General features: G+C 34.2%; 21 protein-coding genes. 2 read left to right on the top strand and 19 right to left on the bottom strand.

Features of this window, described 5'->3' with window-relative positions:
- Positions 1-15: 15 nt before the first annotated feature.
- The 19 genes from rpsH to rpsL form a co-directional block, all read right to left on the bottom strand.
- Positions 16-414 (bottom strand): 30S ribosomal protein S8, encoded by a 399-nt coding sequence (rpsH, locus tag DFQ06_RS17660; RefSeq protein WP_042499143.1) that lies wholly within the window; start codon positions 412-414, stop codon positions 16-18.
- A gap of 70 nt (positions 415-484) precedes the next feature.
- Positions 485-754: a 30S ribosomal protein S14 gene (gene rpsN / locus DFQ06_RS17655; RefSeq protein WP_042499141.1), complete on the bottom strand. Its 270-nt coding sequence runs from the start codon at positions 752-754 to the stop codon at positions 485-487.
- A 3-nt stretch (positions 755-757) separates the two neighbouring features.
- On the bottom strand, positions 758-1,309 hold the full coding sequence (rplE, locus tag DFQ06_RS17650) for a 50S ribosomal protein L5 (protein WP_042505214.1): 552 nt from the start codon (positions 1,307-1,309) through the stop codon (positions 758-760).
- A 2-nt stretch (positions 1,310-1,311) separates the two neighbouring features.
- Positions 1,312-1,623: a 50S ribosomal protein L24 gene (gene rplX / locus DFQ06_RS17645; protein WP_042499137.1), complete on the bottom strand. Its 312-nt coding sequence runs from the start codon at positions 1,621-1,623 to the stop codon at positions 1,312-1,314.
- Positions 1,624-1,639: 16 nt separating this feature from the next.
- Positions 1,640-2,008, bottom strand: coding sequence for a 50S ribosomal protein L14 (gene rplN, locus DFQ06_RS17640; protein ID WP_042499135.1), 369 nt, complete (start codon positions 2,006-2,008; stop codon positions 1,640-1,642).
- Positions 2,009-2,010: 2 nt separating this feature from the next.
- Complete coding sequence (gene rpsQ / locus DFQ06_RS17635; protein WP_034043311.1) at positions 2,011-2,268, bottom strand: 30S ribosomal protein S17; 258 nt, start codon at positions 2,266-2,268, stop codon at positions 2,011-2,013.
- 12 nt (positions 2,269-2,280) lie between these two features.
- Positions 2,281-2,472: a 50S ribosomal protein L29 gene (gene rpmC, locus DFQ06_RS17630; RefSeq protein ID WP_034043309.1), complete on the bottom strand. Its 192-nt coding sequence runs from the start codon at positions 2,470-2,472 to the stop codon at positions 2,281-2,283.
- 13 nt (positions 2,473-2,485) lie between these two features.
- Positions 2,486-2,905 (bottom strand): 50S ribosomal protein L16, encoded by a 420-nt coding sequence (gene rplP / locus DFQ06_RS17625; protein ID WP_042499131.1) that lies wholly within the window; start codon positions 2,903-2,905, stop codon positions 2,486-2,488.
- Between the two features lie 20 nt (positions 2,906-2,925).
- On the bottom strand, positions 2,926-3,654 hold the full coding sequence (gene rpsC / locus DFQ06_RS17620; RefSeq protein ID WP_042499130.1) for a 30S ribosomal protein S3: 729 nt from the start codon (positions 3,652-3,654) through the stop codon (positions 2,926-2,928).
- Between the two features lie 9 nt (positions 3,655-3,663).
- Positions 3,664-4,071, bottom strand: a complete 408-nt coding sequence (rplV, locus tag DFQ06_RS17615; protein ID WP_042499128.1) for a 50S ribosomal protein L22 — start codon at positions 4,069-4,071, stop codon at positions 3,664-3,666.
- Positions 4,072-4,077: 6 nt separating this feature from the next.
- Entirely contained in the window at positions 4,078-4,356 is a 279-nt protein-coding gene (gene rpsS / locus DFQ06_RS17610) for a 30S ribosomal protein S19 (RefSeq protein ID WP_042499126.1), read from the bottom strand.
- 3 nt (positions 4,357-4,359) lie between these two features.
- Entirely contained in the window at positions 4,360-5,187 is an 828-nt protein-coding gene (rplB, locus tag DFQ06_RS17605) for a 50S ribosomal protein L2 (protein ID WP_042505216.1), read from the bottom strand.
- Positions 5,188-5,197: 10 nt separating this feature from the next.
- Positions 5,198-5,488, bottom strand: coding sequence for a 50S ribosomal protein L23 (gene rplW / locus DFQ06_RS17600; RefSeq protein ID WP_042499124.1), 291 nt, complete (start codon positions 5,486-5,488; stop codon positions 5,198-5,200).
- A 5-nt stretch (positions 5,489-5,493) separates the two neighbouring features.
- Positions 5,494-6,123 carry a 50S ribosomal protein L4 gene (gene rplD, locus DFQ06_RS17595; protein WP_042499122.1) on the bottom strand — a complete coding sequence of 210 codons (630 nt, stop codon included), beginning with the start codon at positions 6,121-6,123 and terminating at the stop codon, positions 5,494-5,496.
- Positions 6,123-6,740 (bottom strand): 50S ribosomal protein L3, encoded by a 618-nt coding sequence (gene rplC, locus DFQ06_RS17590; protein WP_042499120.1) that lies wholly within the window; start codon positions 6,738-6,740, stop codon positions 6,123-6,125. The genes rplD and rplC overlap by 1 nt, the downstream gene beginning before the upstream one ends.
- A 388-nt stretch (positions 6,741-7,128) precedes the next feature.
- Positions 7,129-7,434, bottom strand: coding sequence for a 30S ribosomal protein S10 (gene rpsJ / locus DFQ06_RS17585; protein ID WP_007650482.1), 306 nt, complete (start codon positions 7,432-7,434; stop codon positions 7,129-7,131).
- Positions 7,435-7,446: 12 nt separating this feature from the next.
- A complete protein-coding gene (fusA, locus tag DFQ06_RS17580; protein ID WP_042499117.1) occupies positions 7,447-9,573 on the bottom strand; it encodes an elongation factor G in 2,127 nt (708 codons plus the stop codon).
- A gap of 3 nt (positions 9,574-9,576) precedes the next feature.
- Positions 9,577-10,053, bottom strand: coding sequence for a 30S ribosomal protein S7 (gene rpsG / locus DFQ06_RS17575; RefSeq protein WP_042499115.1), 477 nt, complete (start codon positions 10,051-10,053; stop codon positions 9,577-9,579).
- A 21-nt stretch (positions 10,054-10,074) separates the two neighbouring features.
- Positions 10,075-10,449: a 30S ribosomal protein S12 gene (gene rpsL, locus DFQ06_RS17570; protein WP_042499114.1), complete on the bottom strand. Its 375-nt coding sequence runs from the start codon at positions 10,447-10,449 to the stop codon at positions 10,075-10,077.
- Between the two features lie 281 nt (positions 10,450-10,730).
- On the opposite strand from rpsL, the gene DFQ06_RS17565 reads away from it, so the two are divergent.
- Together DFQ06_RS17565 and DFQ06_RS17560 are read left to right on the top strand one after the other, a co-directional pair.
- Positions 10,731-12,425, top strand: a complete 1,695-nt coding sequence (locus tag DFQ06_RS17565; RefSeq protein ID WP_133969172.1) for a POTRA domain-containing protein — start codon at positions 10,731-10,733, stop codon at positions 12,423-12,425.
- Positions 12,426-12,542: 117 nt separating this feature from the next.
- A complete protein-coding gene (locus DFQ06_RS17560) occupies positions 12,543-15,797 on the top strand; it encodes a SusC/RagA family TonB-linked outer membrane protein (protein WP_133969170.1) in 3,255 nt (1,084 codons plus the stop codon).
- Positions 15,798-15,802 lie beyond the last annotated feature (5 nt).

Here is a 15,802-nt window from a genome sequence, read left to right as displayed (position 1 = left end):
TTTCTGGTTTAAAAATTAGTGAACGTAACATAATACTTCGCCACCTACATTATCTCTTTTGGCTTGTTTGCCAGTCATTACTCCGTGAGAAGTAGAAACAATAGCAACACCAAGTCCATTTAAGATTCTAGGCATATCATTAGAACTAGCATACTTACGTAAACCTGGAGTACTAATACGTTGAAGTTTTTTGATTACCGGCTCTTTTGTCTCTTTGTTGTACTTAAGTGCTATTTTAATAGAACCTTGTACTGAAGAGTCATCAAACTTGTAACTTAAAATATATCCTTGTTCGAATAATATTTTAGTGATGTCTTTTTTTAAATTAGATGCTGGAATCTCTACCACTCTGTGGTTAGCACGCACCGCGTTTCTAATTCTTGTCAAATAATCCGCAATTGGATCTGAGTACATAATGAATTGATTTTGTGATTTCGGTTTTCAACGTTGGTGTTGAACCTAAAATCCGATTATTTAAATAATATTACCAACTAGCTTTTCTTACACCAGGGATAAGACCTTGATTGGCCATTTCTCTGAATGTTACACGTGAAATACCAAAAGTTCTCATGTATCCTTTTGGTCTTCCTGTTAATTTACATCTATTATGTTGACGAATAGGAGATGCATTTTTAGGTAACTTTTGTAATGCTTCGTAATCTCCAGCTTCTTTTAAAGCTTTACGTTTTTCAGCATACTTAGCAACTGTTTTTGATCTTTTTACCTCACGGGCTTTCATTGATTCTTTAGCCATATCTTAGTTCTTTTGAAAAGGTAATCCTAATTCGGTTAATAATGATTTTGCTTCTTTATCAGTTTCGGCAGTCGTTACAAATGTAATATCCATTCCTGAGATTTTATTAACTTTATCAATATTTATCTCTGGAAAAATAATTTGTTCAGTAATTCCTAAATTGTAATTACCACGTCCGTCAAATCCTGTAGCTTTAATTCCGTTGAAATCTCTAACACGTGGAAGTGCAGAAGTAACTAAACGATCTAAAAATTCGTACATACGTTCTCCACGTAAAGTAACTTTTGCCCCAATTGGCATACCTTTACGTAATTTGAACGTTGCAACATCCTTTTTAGATAATGTCGAAATAGCTTTTTGTCCGGATATAATACTTAATTCTTCTACTGCGTAGTCGATTAGTTTTTTATCTGCAACTGCAGCACCTACACCTTTAGATATTACTATCTTAGTTAGTTTAGGAACTTGCATCACATTTTTATATCCAAATTCGTCTGTAAGAGTTGCAATTACTTTGCTTTTATACTCTTCTTTAAGTCTTGGTGAATATGCCATAACTATATTACTTCATTAGATTTTAATGAAAATCTTACTTTTTTATCGCCTTCTACTCTGTAACCAACTCTAGTTGCTTCTCCTTTCGAAGTTAGCAAAGATAAGTTAGAAATATGAATAGCTGCTTCTTTTTCTACGATTCCTCCTTGAGGATTTTGTGCACTTGGTTTAGTATGTTTCTTAACCATGTTTACACCCTCAACAATCGCTTTGTTCTTTTCTATTAATACTTTTTGAACAGTACCTTCCGATCCCTTGTGATCTCCAGCAATTACTCTTACAGTATCTCCAGTTTTTATTTTAAGCTTTCCCATCTTAATATTTTCTGTATTAAAGCACCTCTGGTGCTAATGATACAATCTTCATGAATGATTTATCACGAAGCTCTCTAGCAACAGGACCAAAAACACGTGTTCCTCTCATCTCACCCGTTGGGTTTAATAAAACACAAGCGTTATCATCAAATCTTATATAAGATCCATCTGGTCTTCTTACTTCCTTCTTTGTACGCACAACAACTGCCGTAGAAACTGCTTTTTTCTTAATGTTTCCATTAGGAGTTGCATCTTTAACAGAAACAACTATTTTATCTCCTACAGAAGCATATCTTCTTTTAGTTCCTCCTAAAACACGGATGACTAAAACTTCTTTTGCTCCGGTGTTATCTGCTACTTTTAATCTTGATTCTTGTTGTAACATAATTATTTAGCTCTTTCTAGGATTTCTACTAATCTCCAACATTTAGATTTAGATAAAGGTCTTGTTTCCATGATCTTTACTTTATCACCAATATTACAGTCGTTTGTTTCGTCGTGTGCTACGTACTTTTTCGTTTTTAATACGAATTTTCCATACATAGGATGTTTTACTTTTTTAACCTCTGCAACAACTATTGATTTTTGCATTTTGTTACTAGTAACAACTCCTATACGTTCTTTTCTTAAATTTCTTGTTTCCATCTTTCAGCAGAATTATTGTAATTCTCTTTTAGTTAATTCGGTCGCAATTCTAGCTACAGTTCTTCTTATAGAACGTAATTGAATTGGATTTTCTAAAGGAGATATTGCATGAGCCAATTTTAGGTCTGAATAACTCTTTTTTGTTTCACCAAGTTTCTCTTGTAACTCAGCTACAGATAATTCTTTAATTTCTGATTGTTTCATAATATCAAATAAATTATGCTTCGTAATCTCTAGCGATTAAAAACTTAGTTTTTACAGGTAGTTTCTGTGCTGCTAAACGTAATGCTTCTTTTGCAACGTCTAAAGGCACTCCACCTATTTCAAATAATACTCTTCCTGGCTTAACAACAGCTACCCAATATTCTACGGCACCTTTACCTTTACCCATACGTACTTCAAGAGGTTTCTTTGTAATAGGCTTGTCTGGAAATATCTTAATCCAAAGTTGCCCTTCTCTTTTCATGTAACGTGTAGCTGCGATACGTGCTGCTTCAATTTGACGTGATGTTAAAAAATTCGAGTCTAACGATTTTATTCCAAAAGTTCCACTTGAAAGTTGGTGCCCTCTTCCGGCATTACCTTTCATACGTCCCTTTTGTTGCTTACGAAATTTTGTTCTTTTAGGCTGTAACATTTTTCTTTATTTATAAAAAATTACTTTCTACGACGAGGTTTGTTATCTCTGTTTCCGCCACGTCCTCCGGCTCCACCTTTTCCTTGCTTCTTAGATAATCCAACAAGCGGAGAAAGTTCTCTTTTACCATATACTTCACCTTTCATGATCCATACTTTTACACCCAATCTACCATAAGTAGTGTGTGCCTCAACTAAAGCATAATCAATATCGGCTCTAAAGGTTGATAAAGGAATACGTCCTTCTTTGTAGTGTTCTGAACGTGCCATCTCTGCCCCGTTTAAACGACCACTAATCTGGATTTTAATCCCTTCAGCATTCATACGCATTGTAGCAGCAATAGCCATCTTAATTGCACGTCTGTATGAAATTCTATTTTCAATTTGACGAGCGATGCTTGATCCTACTAAAAATGCATCAAGTTCAGGTCTTTTGATCTCAAAAATATTGATCTGAACTTCTTTTTCAGTAATTTTCTTAAGTTCTTCTTTTAACTTGTCTACCTCTTGACCGCCTTTACCAATAATGATACCTGGGCGAGCCGTTGTGATAGTAACGGTTACAAGTTTAAGAGTTCTTTCGATAATTACTCTACTAACACTAGCTTTAGATAAACGCGCGTGAACGTATTTTCTAATTTTATCGTCTTCGGCAAGCTTATCTCCATAATCATTACCTCCGTACCAGTTAGATTCCCATCCTCTGATAATACCTAAGCGATTTCCGATTGGATTTGTTTTTTGTCCCATACTTCTATCTTAGCTTTGTGTGTTATTTTTTGCTCCAACAACGATTGTTACGTGGTTTGAACGTTTTCTAATTCTGTGTGCACGACCTTGAGGTGCTGGACGTAATCTTTTTAACATAGATCCGCTGTCAACAGTTATTTCCTTTACAATCAATTCAGCCTCTTCTAAATTAGCTTCTTCGTTTTTTGCTTGCCAGTTTGCAATTGCAGACAATAACAATTTCTCTAAACGTCCAGAAGCTTCCTTTTGGTTGAATTTTAAAATATTAAGTGCATGTTCTACCTTTTCGCCTCTTACTAAATCAGCTACTAAGCGCATTTTTCTCGGTGATGTAGGACAGTTATTAAGTTTAGCAAAAGCAACGTGTTTTTTTGCTTCCTTAATAGCGTCTGCCATTTGTTTTTTACGACTTCCCATAGCTTACTACTTTTTACCTTTATTTTTAGCACCTGCATGTCCACGGAATGAACGTGTTGGTGAAAATTCTCCTAATTTATGACCTACCATGTTTTCAGTAACATATACTGGAACAAATTGACGGCCATTGTGTACTGCGATAGTTTGTCCAACGAAATCCGGAGTTATCATACTTGCTCTAGACCAAGTTTTGATAACTGTTTTCTTGTTAGACTCAACATTAACAGCTACTTTCTTTTCTAATTTATAATGAACGTAAGGTCCTTTTTTTAGTGATCTTGCCATGTCTTATTTCTTTCTACGTTCTACAATATATTTATTACTTGCTTTAGTCTTAGAACGGGTTCTGTAACCTTTAGCTGGTATACCATTTCTAGAACGAGGATGTCCACCTGAAGATTTACCTTCACCACCACCCATTGGGTGATCAACTGGATTCATTACTACTGGTCTAGTACGAGGTCTTCTACCTAACCATCTTGTTCTACCTGCTTTACCACCTACTAATAATTGGTGATCAGAGTTAGATACAACACCGATAGTTGCCATACAGTTAACAAGAATTAATCTTGTCTCACCAGATGGTAATTTTACCGTAGCAAATTTACCATCTCTTGCCATTAATTGAGCAAAAGCTCCTGCACTACGCGCCATAACAGCACCTTGACCAGGACGTAACTCTAAACAAGAAATTATAGTTCCTAATGGAATTTCACTTAATGGCATTGCATTTCCAATTTCTGGAGCAATACCTTCTTTACCAGATACTACATTTTGCCCAACTTGAAGTCCATTTTGCGCAATAATATATCTTTTCTCGCCATCTTGATAATTCAATAATGCAATAAAAGCTGTTCTGTTTGGATCGTATTGGATTGAAGCAACTTCACCAGGAATCCCAGCTTTGTCTCTTTTAAAATCGATAATACGATACTTTCTTTTATGACCACCACCAATGTAGCGCATAGTCATTTTTCCTTCACTGTTTCTACCACCAGATCTTTTGTTCGGAACGAGTAAACTCTTTTCCGGCTTATCAGTAGTAATGGCATCATATCCATTTACTACTCTAAATCGCTGTCCTGGGGTGATTGGTTTTAATTTTCTTACTGACATCTGTCTTTAATTACATGTTACTGTATAAATCAATCATTTCACCTTCCGCCAGTTGTACAATTGCTTTTTTAACTGCATTTGTTTTACCATGTTGAATACCAGTTTTAGTAAACTTGGTACTACGATCTGGACGGACATTTATAGTACGAACTTTTTCAACAGAAACACCATAAGCAGCTTCCACCGCTTTTTTGATTTCTACCTTGTTCGCCTTAGTCTTCACTGAGAACGTATAGCAGTTTCTCAACTCGCTATTAGCTGTCGCCTTTTCTGTGATTATAGGTTTAATTAAGATACTCATTGTTTCTATTTACTTAAGTTTGTTTGAATTCCTTCTAAAGCGCCTTCTAAAAGAATCACTTGATTTGCATTTAGTATTTTATAAGTGCTTATTTCTGAAGAAGTTATTACTTCAGAGCCTTTTAAATTACGAGAAGACAAATATACGTTTTTATTAGCCTCACCCAATACAAACAGTGACTTTTTGTTTTCTAAATCAAGAGCTTTTAAAACAGCTGTAAAATTTTTAGTTTTTGGAGATTCAAAGTTAAAATCTTCTAAAACTACAATCGATTTCTCTCCTGCTTTAATACTTAGTGCTGATTTACGAGCTAATCTCTTAAGATTCTTATTAAGTTTAAAGCTGTAATTTCTCGGTCTTGGACCGAACATACGACCACCACCTTTGAATACACCAGACTTAATAGAACCTGCACGAGCTGTACCAGTACCTTTTTGCTTTTTAATCTTACGAGTAGATCCAGAAATCTCAGCTCTTTCTTTAGCCTTGTGAGTTCCTTGACGTTGGTTTGCTAAGTATTGTTTAACATCCAAGTATACCGCGTGATTATTAGGCTCAATAGCAAACACATCGCTAGAAAGGTCTGCCTTTCTACCTGTGTCTTTTCCGTTTATATCTAAAACTGCTACTTTCATTATTTTCTAATAATTACATAAGAGTTTTTATGGCCAGGAACACATCCTTTTACCACAAGTAGATTCTTTTCAGCAACTACTTTTAAAACTTTTAAATTTTGAACTTTAACTGTGTCTCCACCCATTCTACCTGCCATTTTCATGCCTTTAAAAACACGAGCAGGATAAGATGCAGCTCCAATAGATCCTGGCGCTCTTAAACGGTTATGTTGACCGTGAGTAGCTTGACCTACACCACCGAAACCATGACGTTTTACAACACCCTGAAATCCTTTACCTTTTGATGTACCAGCAACGTCAACAAATTCGCCTTCAGCGAAATGATCAACAGTGATTGCATCACCTAATTTGTACTCCGAATCAAAACTTTTGAATTCAACGATTTTGCGTTTCACAGAAGTACCCGCCTTTTTAGCATGACCTAAGTCAGCTTTAGTAGCGCTTTTTTCTGTCGCGTCATCGAAACCAAGTTGAATAGCTTCATAGCCGTCAACCTCTTCAGTTCTGACTTGGGTAACGATACATGGCCCAGCTTCGATTACTGTACAAGGAATATTTTTCCCGTTTTCATCGAAGATGCTGGTCATACCGATTTTCTTTCCAATTAACCCAGACATATTTAATTATTTATTAATGATTTACTATTTATTAAAAACATTTAAGGCTGAAAATACGTTTCAGCCTTGAAGTGTATTTTTACCGTTTTTCCCGCAACCGCATTGGTGGGACATGTAAATACGGAGTAAAACTCCATATTTTGAGCATGCAAATGTAGAGTTTTATTTCCGTTTAAAAAAATGATTTTCAATTAATTCTGTATAAAAACGTAATAACCATATAATTAATACATCTCATTTCAAAGTGTATATTCCAATCATTCTTTCAAAACCCCATAAAACCTAATGAAATCAATGCTTATTTTCAATTCCAAAAAAAAACATCAGGATAAAAAATATCCTGATGTCTTCAATATTTAATCTATACAAGCCTAAGCTTATAATCAAATTATACTTTAATCTCTACTTCAACACCACTTGGCAACTCTAATTTCATTAAAGCATCAATGGTTTTAGAAGATGAAGAGTAAATATCTAATAATCTCTTATAAGAGCTTAATTGAAATTGTTCTCTAGACTTCTTGTTAACGTGAGGTGAACGTAAAACAGTGAAAATTTTCTTGTGAGTTGGTAATGGAATTGGACCAGTTACAACAGCACCTGTACTTTTTACGGTTTTTACAATCTTATCAGCAGACTTGTCTACTAAGTTATGATCGTAAGACTTTAATTTTATTCTAATTTTTTGACTCATTTTCTTAACTTTTTAAGATTGTTCTCCTTTAGCTGCTTTAATCACTTCTTCTGATATATTAGAAGGTGTTTCAGCATAGTGTGAAAATTCCATTGTTGACGTTGCTCTACCAGAAGATAATGTTCTTAAAGTAGTAACATAACCAAACATTTCTGATAATGGAACAGTAGCTTTTACAGTTTTTGCACCAGCTCTATCACCCATATCACTCATTTGACCACGTCTTCTGTTTAAATCTCCAACAATGTCACCCATGTTTTCTTCAGGAGTAATAACCTCAAGTTTCATGATTGGCTCCATGATTACAGCTTTAGCCGCTTTAGCACAGTTTTTAAACCCTAATTTAGCTGCTAATTCGAAAGAAAGTTGATCTGAATCCACATCATGATAAGATCCATCTTTCAATGTTACTTTCATAGCATCTATTTCGTAACCTGCTAAAGGTCCATTAACCATTGCCATTTTAAATCCTTTTTCAATTGAAGGGATAAATTCCTTAGGAACGTTACCACCTTTAATTACAGATTCAAACTGAAGACCTACTACGCCTTCATCAGCTGGTTCAACCGTAAACACGATATCAGCAAATTTACCACGACCACCAGATTGTTTCTTATAAACTTCTCTATGATCTGCAGAAGCAGTAATAGCCTCTTTATATTCAACTTGTGGTTGACCTTGGTTTACTTCAACTTTAAATTCACGACGTAAACGATCTACAATTACATCTAAGTGTAATTCACCCATTCCAGAAATAATAGTCTGTCCTGAAGCTTCATCTGAACGTACAGTAAATGTAGGATCTTCTTCAGCTAATTTAGCTAAGCCCATACCTAATTTATCAACATCAGCCTTAGTTTTAGGTTCCACTGCGATACCAATTACGGGATCAGGGAAATCCATAGATTCTAAAACAATTGGATGCGCTTGATCCGAAAGTGTATCTCCTGTTTTGATAGATTTAAATCCAACAGCAGCTCCAATATCTCCAGCTTCAATAAAGTCAATTGCATTTTGCTTGTTAGCATGCATTTGGTAGATACGTGAAATACGTTCTTTTTTACCAGAACGGTTATTTAACACGTAAGAACCTGCATCTAAACGACCAGAATATGCTCTAAAGAATGCTAAACGACCTACAAAAGGATCAGTAGCAATTTTAAAAGCTAAAGCAGCAAATGGCTCCTTTACATCTGGCTTACGTAATTCTTCTTTTTCAGTATCAGGATTCATTCCTCTAATACCTTCCTTATCCATTGGAGAAGGTAAGTAACGACAAACCGCATCTAATAAAAATTGTACACCTTTATTTTTAAAAGCAGATCCACAAATCATTGGAATGATAGCCATATCCATAACAGCAGCTCTAAGTGCAGCATGCACTTCGTCTTCTGTAATAGAATCTTCATCTTCCATGAATTTCTCTAATAAGTTCTCATCATAACCAGCAACTTCTTCAATAAGTAATGCACGGTATTTACGAGCTTCTTCTTTTAAATCTTCAGGAATCTCAATAACATCAAAAGTTGCTCCTTGAGTTTCATCATGCCATACAATAGCACGGTTTTTTACTAAATCGATAATACCTTTAAAATCATCTTCGTCACCAATGTTTAAAACGATTGGCACCGCATTTGATTTTAACATATCTTTTACTTGTTGACAAACACCTAAAAAGTCAGATCCTTGACGGTCCATTTTATTAACGAAACCAATTCTTGGCACTTTATAGTTGTCTGCAAGTCTCCAGTTAGTTTCAGATTGTGGTTCTACACCATCAACTGCACTAAATAAGAATACTAAACCATCTAATACACGTAAAGATCTATTTACCTCTACAGTAAAATCCACGTGACCAGGAGTATCAATAATATTGAAGTGGTAATCCATTGCATCTGCAGTTGGCTCACCATTTTCTATTGGAAATTTCCACTCACAAGTTGTAGCTGCAGACGTAATTGTGATACCACGTTCTTGCTCTTGCTCCATCCAGTCCATTGTTGCAGCACCATCATGTACTTCACCAATTTTATGAGAAACTCCTGTATAATAAAGTATACGTTCTGTAGTTGTAGTTTTTCCTGCATCAATGTGTGCAGCAATACCTATATTTCTTGTTAATCTTAAATCTCTTGCCATGTCTTAGAATCTAAAGTGAGAGAATGCTTTGTTTGCCTCTGCCATTTTGTGAGTATCTACTCTTTTCTTAACTGCTGACCCTTCTTCTTTAGCTGCTGCTAAAACCTCTGAAGCCAAACGTAAAGCCATAGATTTTTCGTTTCTTTTTCTTGAATAGCTAATTAACCATTTCATTGCCGTAGATACTTTACGGTCTGGACGAATTTGCATTGGAATTTGGAATGTTGCTCCCCCAACACGACGACTACGTACTTCTACGTGAGGCATAACGTTAGATAAGGCATCTTTCCAGATTTCTAAAGCTGTTTTTTCTTCGTCTGTTTTCTTTTCTTCTACAATTGCAATCGCATCGTAGAATACTTTAAAAGCTACCGACTTTTTTCCATCCCACATCATCATATTAACGAAACGAGTCACTAACTGGTCGTTAAATTTAGGGTCTGGTAAAAGCGGTCTTTTTTTCGCTGCTCTTTTTCTCATGTCTTCTTCTTAAAGTTTTAATTACTTCTTAGGGCGTTTTGCACCATACTTAGATCTACGTTGTGTTCTACCTGCAACACCTGCTGTGTCTAAGGCACCACGAACGATGTGATATCTAACTCCTGGCAAATCTTTTACCCTTCCACCTCTAACCAATACTATCGAGTGCTCTTGTAAATTGTGTCCTTCACCACCGATGTATGCATTAACCTCGTTACCGTTTGTTAAACGAACCCTTGCTACCTTACGCATTGCTGAGTTAGGTTTTTTAGGTGTCGTTGTGTAAACACGAGTACACACACCACGTCTTTGTGGACACGAATTTAAAGCAGCCGATTTACTCTTCTTGGTTATTTTGGCTCTTCCTTTTCGTACTAATTGTGAAATTGTTGGCATATATTTCTATATAATTTTTGTTAATCCTCTTCTTAGAGGGGTGCAAATGTAGTAATTAAAATTAATTATTCAAATCGTAATTCGTTAATTTTTAAGAGTTTTACAAAAAAGAAGGCTTCAAGATATTAATTTTGCGCTTTTTCCGTTAGATTTACATAAAGAATACACATCAATACATGAAAAGAGATAACCTTCTAAAATTTTCTAAAAACACTCAAAATTAAAAAGTTGAATCAACAAAAAGTTAAACTAAAAATCAGATTTTAATCAGAAACTTCATTTTGCAAAAAACACTCTTTACCTTTATATTAATATATTTAACCTTTTCTACGGAAGTGTTTTGTCAAACTTTATTTTTAGAAATAAACGGAAGTAATGAGACCGAAACAAAGATTATAGATTCTCTAAACTATTTAAAAACTCACAAAGATTATTTTTCGATTAAATCCGAAATTGAATTTATTCAAAACAGCCTTTTTAAAAAAGGATACATTGAACATGAAACTTCTGAAGTTTCAAAAATAAACGACTCTCTATTTTCTACCACTATAAATTTAAGAACAAAATACAAAACAGTCCACGTCTATTACAACAATCAATTAATTAACAAAAACATCTTACATCAAATTTCAACTAAAGTTTTTGACAATTACTTTGAATTACCTTTTAAACAAATAGAAAATGCGCTAAAATTTATCAATGCGAAAATAACAGAAGACGGCTTTCCCTTCTCAACATTACATCTCGACAACATTTCAATCGAAAATAAAACTTATTTGAAAGCCAATTTAAACATTGACTCTCCCAAAGAAAAAAGATTAGTTAACGAAATAATTATTAAAGGTTACGAAAAATTCCCTCGCTCCTATTTAAAGCACTATTTGAAAATAAAGAAAAACCAAGCTTTTGACATTACAACAATAAAAAACAAAACAGAACAACTCAATGATTTACGTTTCGCTAGCCAAATAAAATCACCAGAAGTTTTGTTCTCGAAAGATTCAACATCACTTTATCTATATCTAGAAAAATCGCAAAGCAATAATTTTGATGGCTTTCTAGGTTTTGGAACCAATGAAGAAACCAACAATATTGAGTTCGACGGATATTTAAATTTAAACTTAACCAACAACTTAAATTTTGGCGAATCGTTTCGGCTACTTTACAAAAGTGATGAAAATGACCAAAAAACGTTTAATGTTAATGCAACCCTTCCTTATATATTTAAAACACCAATAGGTTTAGATTTTGAATTACAAATTTTTAAGCGCGATTCTTCTTTTACAACCGTAGATCAATCTATAAAACTCCATTACCAAATAAACTCTAAGCATAAAATCTATACGGGTATAACCAATTTAGAATCTAACAATTTACTATCCACAATCAACACATCGAACATTACAGATTACAAAACATCTTATTACACTATAGCTTATGAGTATATAAAACCTCAATCTTATAATTTGCTTTTCCCTATTAATAGTAATTTTTATTTTGAAACGAACTTTGGGAATCGCGAACAAACCAATTCATCAAGAAAACAAACTCAACTATATATTGATGCTTCTAAAATTTTCAATTTAAACTCTACCAACAGTTTTTACACACGAATAAATGGTTCCTTACTATCTTCAGACAACTATCTTGAAAATGAACTAGCAAGATTTGGAGGCATAAACTCAATAAGAGGATTTGAAGAGAATAGCCTTTACGCTTCAACCTATGGACTACTAAACACAGAATATAGATACCAAATTAGCAACTCTATTTATGTTCACTCTATAATAGATGCAGCATATTTAGAAAACAACATTTTAAATACCCAAGAAAAACTCTTTGGATACGGTTTCGGATTTGGAATTTTAACTAAAGCTGGTGTTTTTAAATTAAATTACGCTAACGGCAAATTACAGAATCAGAAATTTAAGATAGCGAATTCTAAGATTCATATAAGTTTAACTACAATTTTTTAGTCTTATTTTGATTTATACATAAAACTGTTACCTAAATAATAGATTTTAACTATTTTTTATTGTTTTTCCTACATATTGTAGTCATTTTTGACATTAATTAATTCAAATAATCATAAAATGAAAACAAAGCTTAGTGGAATGCTAACGCTGTTACTAGCGTTTGTTGTGCATCTAACATTTGCACAAGAAAAGACAATTTCGGGAGTAATCTCAGACAACGCAGGTTTACCCTTACCCGGAGCTACTGTCTTAGTAAAAGGAACTTCTTCAGGAACTTCAAGTGATTTCGATGGTAATTATTCAATAACGGCTAACCAAGGAGCAATCCTTGTTTTTAGTTTTGTTGGATATACTAAAACAGAAATAACTGTTGGAGCATCCAAAATTATTAACGTAACAATGGACGAAGATGCGGCAACTTTAGATGAAGTTGTTGTAACCGCATTAGGTATTAAAAGAAGTAAAAAATCTTTAGGGTATGCAACTCAGGAAATTGGAAACGAAGAAATCTCTACTGTAAAAGAAGCCAATGTTCTTAATCAACTTTCTGGTAAGGTTGCTGGTCTTTCTATACAAAGAACTAATAACCTTGGTGGTTCTACCAATGTTGTTATTAGAGGTCAAACCTCGCTAACAGGATCAAACCAGGCTTTATTTGTTATTGATGGTGTACCTATTTCTAATAGAAACACAAACACAGGAACTCAATCTCAAGGAGCTACTGGTTACGATTATGGTAACCCTGTTTCGGATTTAAACCCTGACGACATCGAATCTATGAATGTTTTAAAAGGTTCTGCTGCAACAGCTTTATACGGTTCTCGAGCATCAAATGGTGTTATAGTTATTAACACTAAAAAAGGGAAAGGATCTAACACTAAAGATTACTCTGTAACAATATCTTCTAATGTCAGTACTGGAAGTATAGACAGAAGTACTTTTCCTGAATTTCAAACTGGTTATGGAGCTGGTTATGGCGGAAACGATTATAATTTCGAATCATCAGACTTTAATGGAGATGGAATTATTGATAACTACGCTAACGTAAACGATGATGCTTCTTTTGGCCCTAAATTTGACTCTAGTTTATACTTAACTCAATGGGATGCATTATACCCTCAATTAACAGACACCTACGGAGTTGCAAGACCTTGGGAAGCTTCAAAGAACGGACCATTAACCTTCTTTCAAACTCCTACGTCTTTTACAAATTCTGTTTCTGTATCGAAAAGATTCGATGCCGGATCATTTAGACTATCATACTCTAATTATGACGCTAGTGGATTACTTCCTAATAGTTCTCAAAACAAAAACACATTCTCTTTAGCTACAACTGCCCAATTAACAGATAAACTTGAAGCAACGGGATATGCTACATACATTAACACCGAAACTGTAGGTAGAAACTCAACAGGATACAATGATAATATTGTTGGTTTTATGCGCCAATGGGGACAAAATAATGTTGATTACCAAAGACAAAGAGAAGCTTATTTTCAAACAGGTGAAAATATTACATGGAACCCAAAATCTCCAACAGACTTAACACCGATATATTGGGATAATCCATATTGGACACGTTACGAAAACTATCAAAGTGATGGTAGAAATAGATTTACAGGATACGCTCAATTAAAATATGACATTATAGAAGACCTTAGTATAACAGGAAAAGCGTCTGTAGATCAATATAGTGAAATACAAGAAGAACGAAGAGCTGTTGGATCTGTACCTACTGCTTTTGGTATTAATGAAGGAAGTGATGGTAGTTATAATAGAAATGACCAAACTTCAGGATACTTAAGAAGAAACATTAATTCTAGAGAAACAAATTTAGATGTGATTTTAAACTACTCTAAAGACATTACTGATGATTTAGATTTTAGCGCATTTTTAGGTGGAAACATTAGAAATAACACGTTAAACATGGTTACTGCCGCTACAAACGGTGGACTTAAAGTACCTGGTGTATATTCACTTCAAAATTCAACTGATGCATTACCTAACCCTAAAGAAAGAGATGAAACAATAGAAGTTCAAAGTTTTTATGCTGGAGCAACCCTTGGTTACAAAAACTTCTTATTTATAGAAGGTACTTTACGAAGAGATAAAACATCTACACTACCTGCTGCTAACAACTCATACTACTACCCTGCAGTTTCTGGATCTTATATATTTTCTCAAAACATAGATGTACCAGCAATCAAGTTCGGTAAATTAAGAGCTAACTGGGCACAAATTGGAAACGCTACAGGTTTTGATCAAATTAATGACACTTACACAAGTTTAACATCTTTCCAAGGAAATGCTGCTGCTGCCGTAAGTAATTCAAAGAAAAACCCAGATTTAAAACCAGAAATTTCAAGATCTTATGAAATAGGCTTAGAAATGAAGTTTTTAGAAAAAGCAAATCTTGGTTTTGATATTGCTTATTATAAAACAAATACAACGGATCAAATTGTACCAGTTTCAGTAAGTGAAACTACGGGTTACTTAAGTAAGATTATAAACGCTGGAGAATTAGAAAACAAAGGTATTGAACTATCTGCTTTTACCGAATTTGATATAACAGACAATTTTAAATGGAAAGTTAATGTAAACTGGTCTAAGAACGAAAACACTGTTGTGTCTTTAGCTGAAGGATTAGACGAATTATTATTAGGTTCTTTTAACGCTCAGGTTGTAGCAAGAATAGGTGAATCTTACGGAGCTTTAAAAGGAAGCGATTATACGTACAATGAAAATGGTCAAAAAGTAATAGATGCAGATGGTGTACCATTAGCTACTGCTTCAGATCAAATTATCGGTAATGGTAATCCTGATTGGTTAGGAGGTATAAGAAACACGCTTTCTTATAAAAACTTAACATTTAGCTTCTTTATAGATATTAGAAGCGGTGGAGACATGTTCTCTTTAGATCAACGTTATGGGCAAGCTACAGGAGTTTTAGCTAGTTCAGATTTTATTAACGATTTAGGTAACCCTGTAAGAAACACACTATCTAATGGTGGTGGGTTTATCTACGAAGGTGTTTTAGAAGATGGAACACCAAATACAACAAGGTTAGACGCTAGTGGTTTTGGAAGCACAGGTTACCAAACACTACCATTAAGTGAATTTGTTTACGACGCCTCTTTTGTGAAATTACGTGAGGCTAGTTTATCTTATAACTTCCCAAAAGATATTACATCTAAGTTATCATTAGATAATCTATCTATAACTCTTGTAGGTTCTAACTTATGGATTATCCACAAAAACATTCCTGATGCAGATCCTGAAACAGGTTTTGGGGCTGGTAATATTCAAGGTCTTTCATCTGGTTCTTTGCCTACAACGAAGAACTACGCACTTAATGTTAAACTTCAATTTTAATACAT

Origin of the sequence: Algibacter lectus (assembly GCF_004368925.1) — a bacterium.
Lineage (GTDB): Bacteria > Bacteroidota > Bacteroidia > Flavobacteriales > Flavobacteriaceae > Algibacter > Algibacter lectus.
This window is presented reverse-complemented; position numbering and strand designations above follow the sequence as displayed.

Excerpts from the sequence above, each read along its gene's own strand:
- rpsH (WP_042499143.1), bottom strand. The coding sequence starts at position 414 with ATGTACTCAGATCCAATTGCGGATTATTTGACAAGAATTAGAAACGCG.
- rpsN (WP_042499141.1), bottom strand. The coding sequence starts at position 754 with ATGGCTAAAGAATCAATGAAAGCCCGTGAGGTAAAAAGATCAAAAACA.
- rplE (WP_042505214.1), bottom strand. The coding sequence starts at position 1,309 with ATGGCATATTCACCAAGACTTAAAGAAGAGTATAAAAGCAAAGTAATT.
- rplX (WP_042499137.1), bottom strand. The coding sequence starts at position 1,623 with ATGGGAAAGCTTAAAATAAAAACTGGAGATACTGTAAGAGTAATTGCT.
- rplN (WP_042499135.1), bottom strand. The coding sequence starts at position 2,008 with ATGTTACAACAAGAATCAAGATTAAAAGTAGCAGATAACACCGGAGCA.
- rpsQ (WP_034043311.1), bottom strand. The coding sequence starts at position 2,268 with ATGGAAACAAGAAATTTAAGAAAAGAACGTATAGGAGTTGTTACTAGT.
- rpmC (WP_034043309.1), bottom strand. The coding sequence starts at position 2,472 with ATGAAACAATCAGAAATTAAAGAATTATCTGTAGCTGAGTTACAAGAG.
- rplP (WP_042499131.1), bottom strand. The coding sequence starts at position 2,905 with ATGTTACAGCCTAAAAGAACAAAATTTCGTAAGCAACAAAAGGGACGT.
- rpsC (WP_042499130.1), bottom strand. The coding sequence starts at position 3,654 with ATGGGACAAAAAACAAATCCAATCGGAAATCGCTTAGGTATTATCAGA.
- rplV (WP_042499128.1), bottom strand. The coding sequence starts at position 4,071 with ATGGGAAGTCGTAAAAAACAAATGGCAGACGCTATTAAGGAAGCAAAA.
- rpsS (WP_042499126.1), bottom strand. The coding sequence starts at position 4,356 with ATGGCAAGATCACTAAAAAAAGGACCTTACGTTCATTATAAATTAGAA.
- rplB (WP_042505216.1), bottom strand. The coding sequence starts at position 5,187 with ATGTCAGTAAGAAAATTAAAACCAATCACCCCAGGACAGCGATTTAGA.
- rplW (WP_042499124.1), bottom strand. The coding sequence starts at position 5,488 with ATGAGTATCTTAATTAAACCTATAATCACAGAAAAGGCGACAGCTAAT.
- rplD (WP_042499122.1), bottom strand. The coding sequence starts at position 6,123 with ATGAAAGTAGCAGTTTTAGATATAAACGGAAAAGACACAGGTAGAAAG.
- rplC (WP_042499120.1), bottom strand. The coding sequence starts at position 6,740 with ATGTCTGGGTTAATTGGAAAGAAAATCGGTATGACCAGCATCTTCGAT.
- rpsJ (WP_007650482.1), bottom strand. The coding sequence starts at position 7,434 with ATGAGTCAAAAAATTAGAATAAAATTAAAGTCTTACGATCATAACTTA.
- fusA (WP_042499117.1), bottom strand. The coding sequence starts at position 9,573 with ATGGCAAGAGATTTAAGATTAACAAGAAATATAGGTATTGCTGCACAC.
- rpsG (WP_042499115.1), bottom strand. The coding sequence starts at position 10,053 with ATGAGAAAAAGAGCAGCGAAAAAAAGACCGCTTTTACCAGACCCTAAA.
- rpsL (WP_042499114.1), bottom strand. The coding sequence starts at position 10,449 with ATGCCAACAATTTCACAATTAGTACGAAAAGGAAGAGCCAAAATAACC.
- DFQ06_RS17560 (WP_133969170.1), top strand. The coding sequence starts at position 12,543 with ATGAAAACAAAGCTTAGTGGAATGCTAACGCTGTTACTAGCGTTTGTT.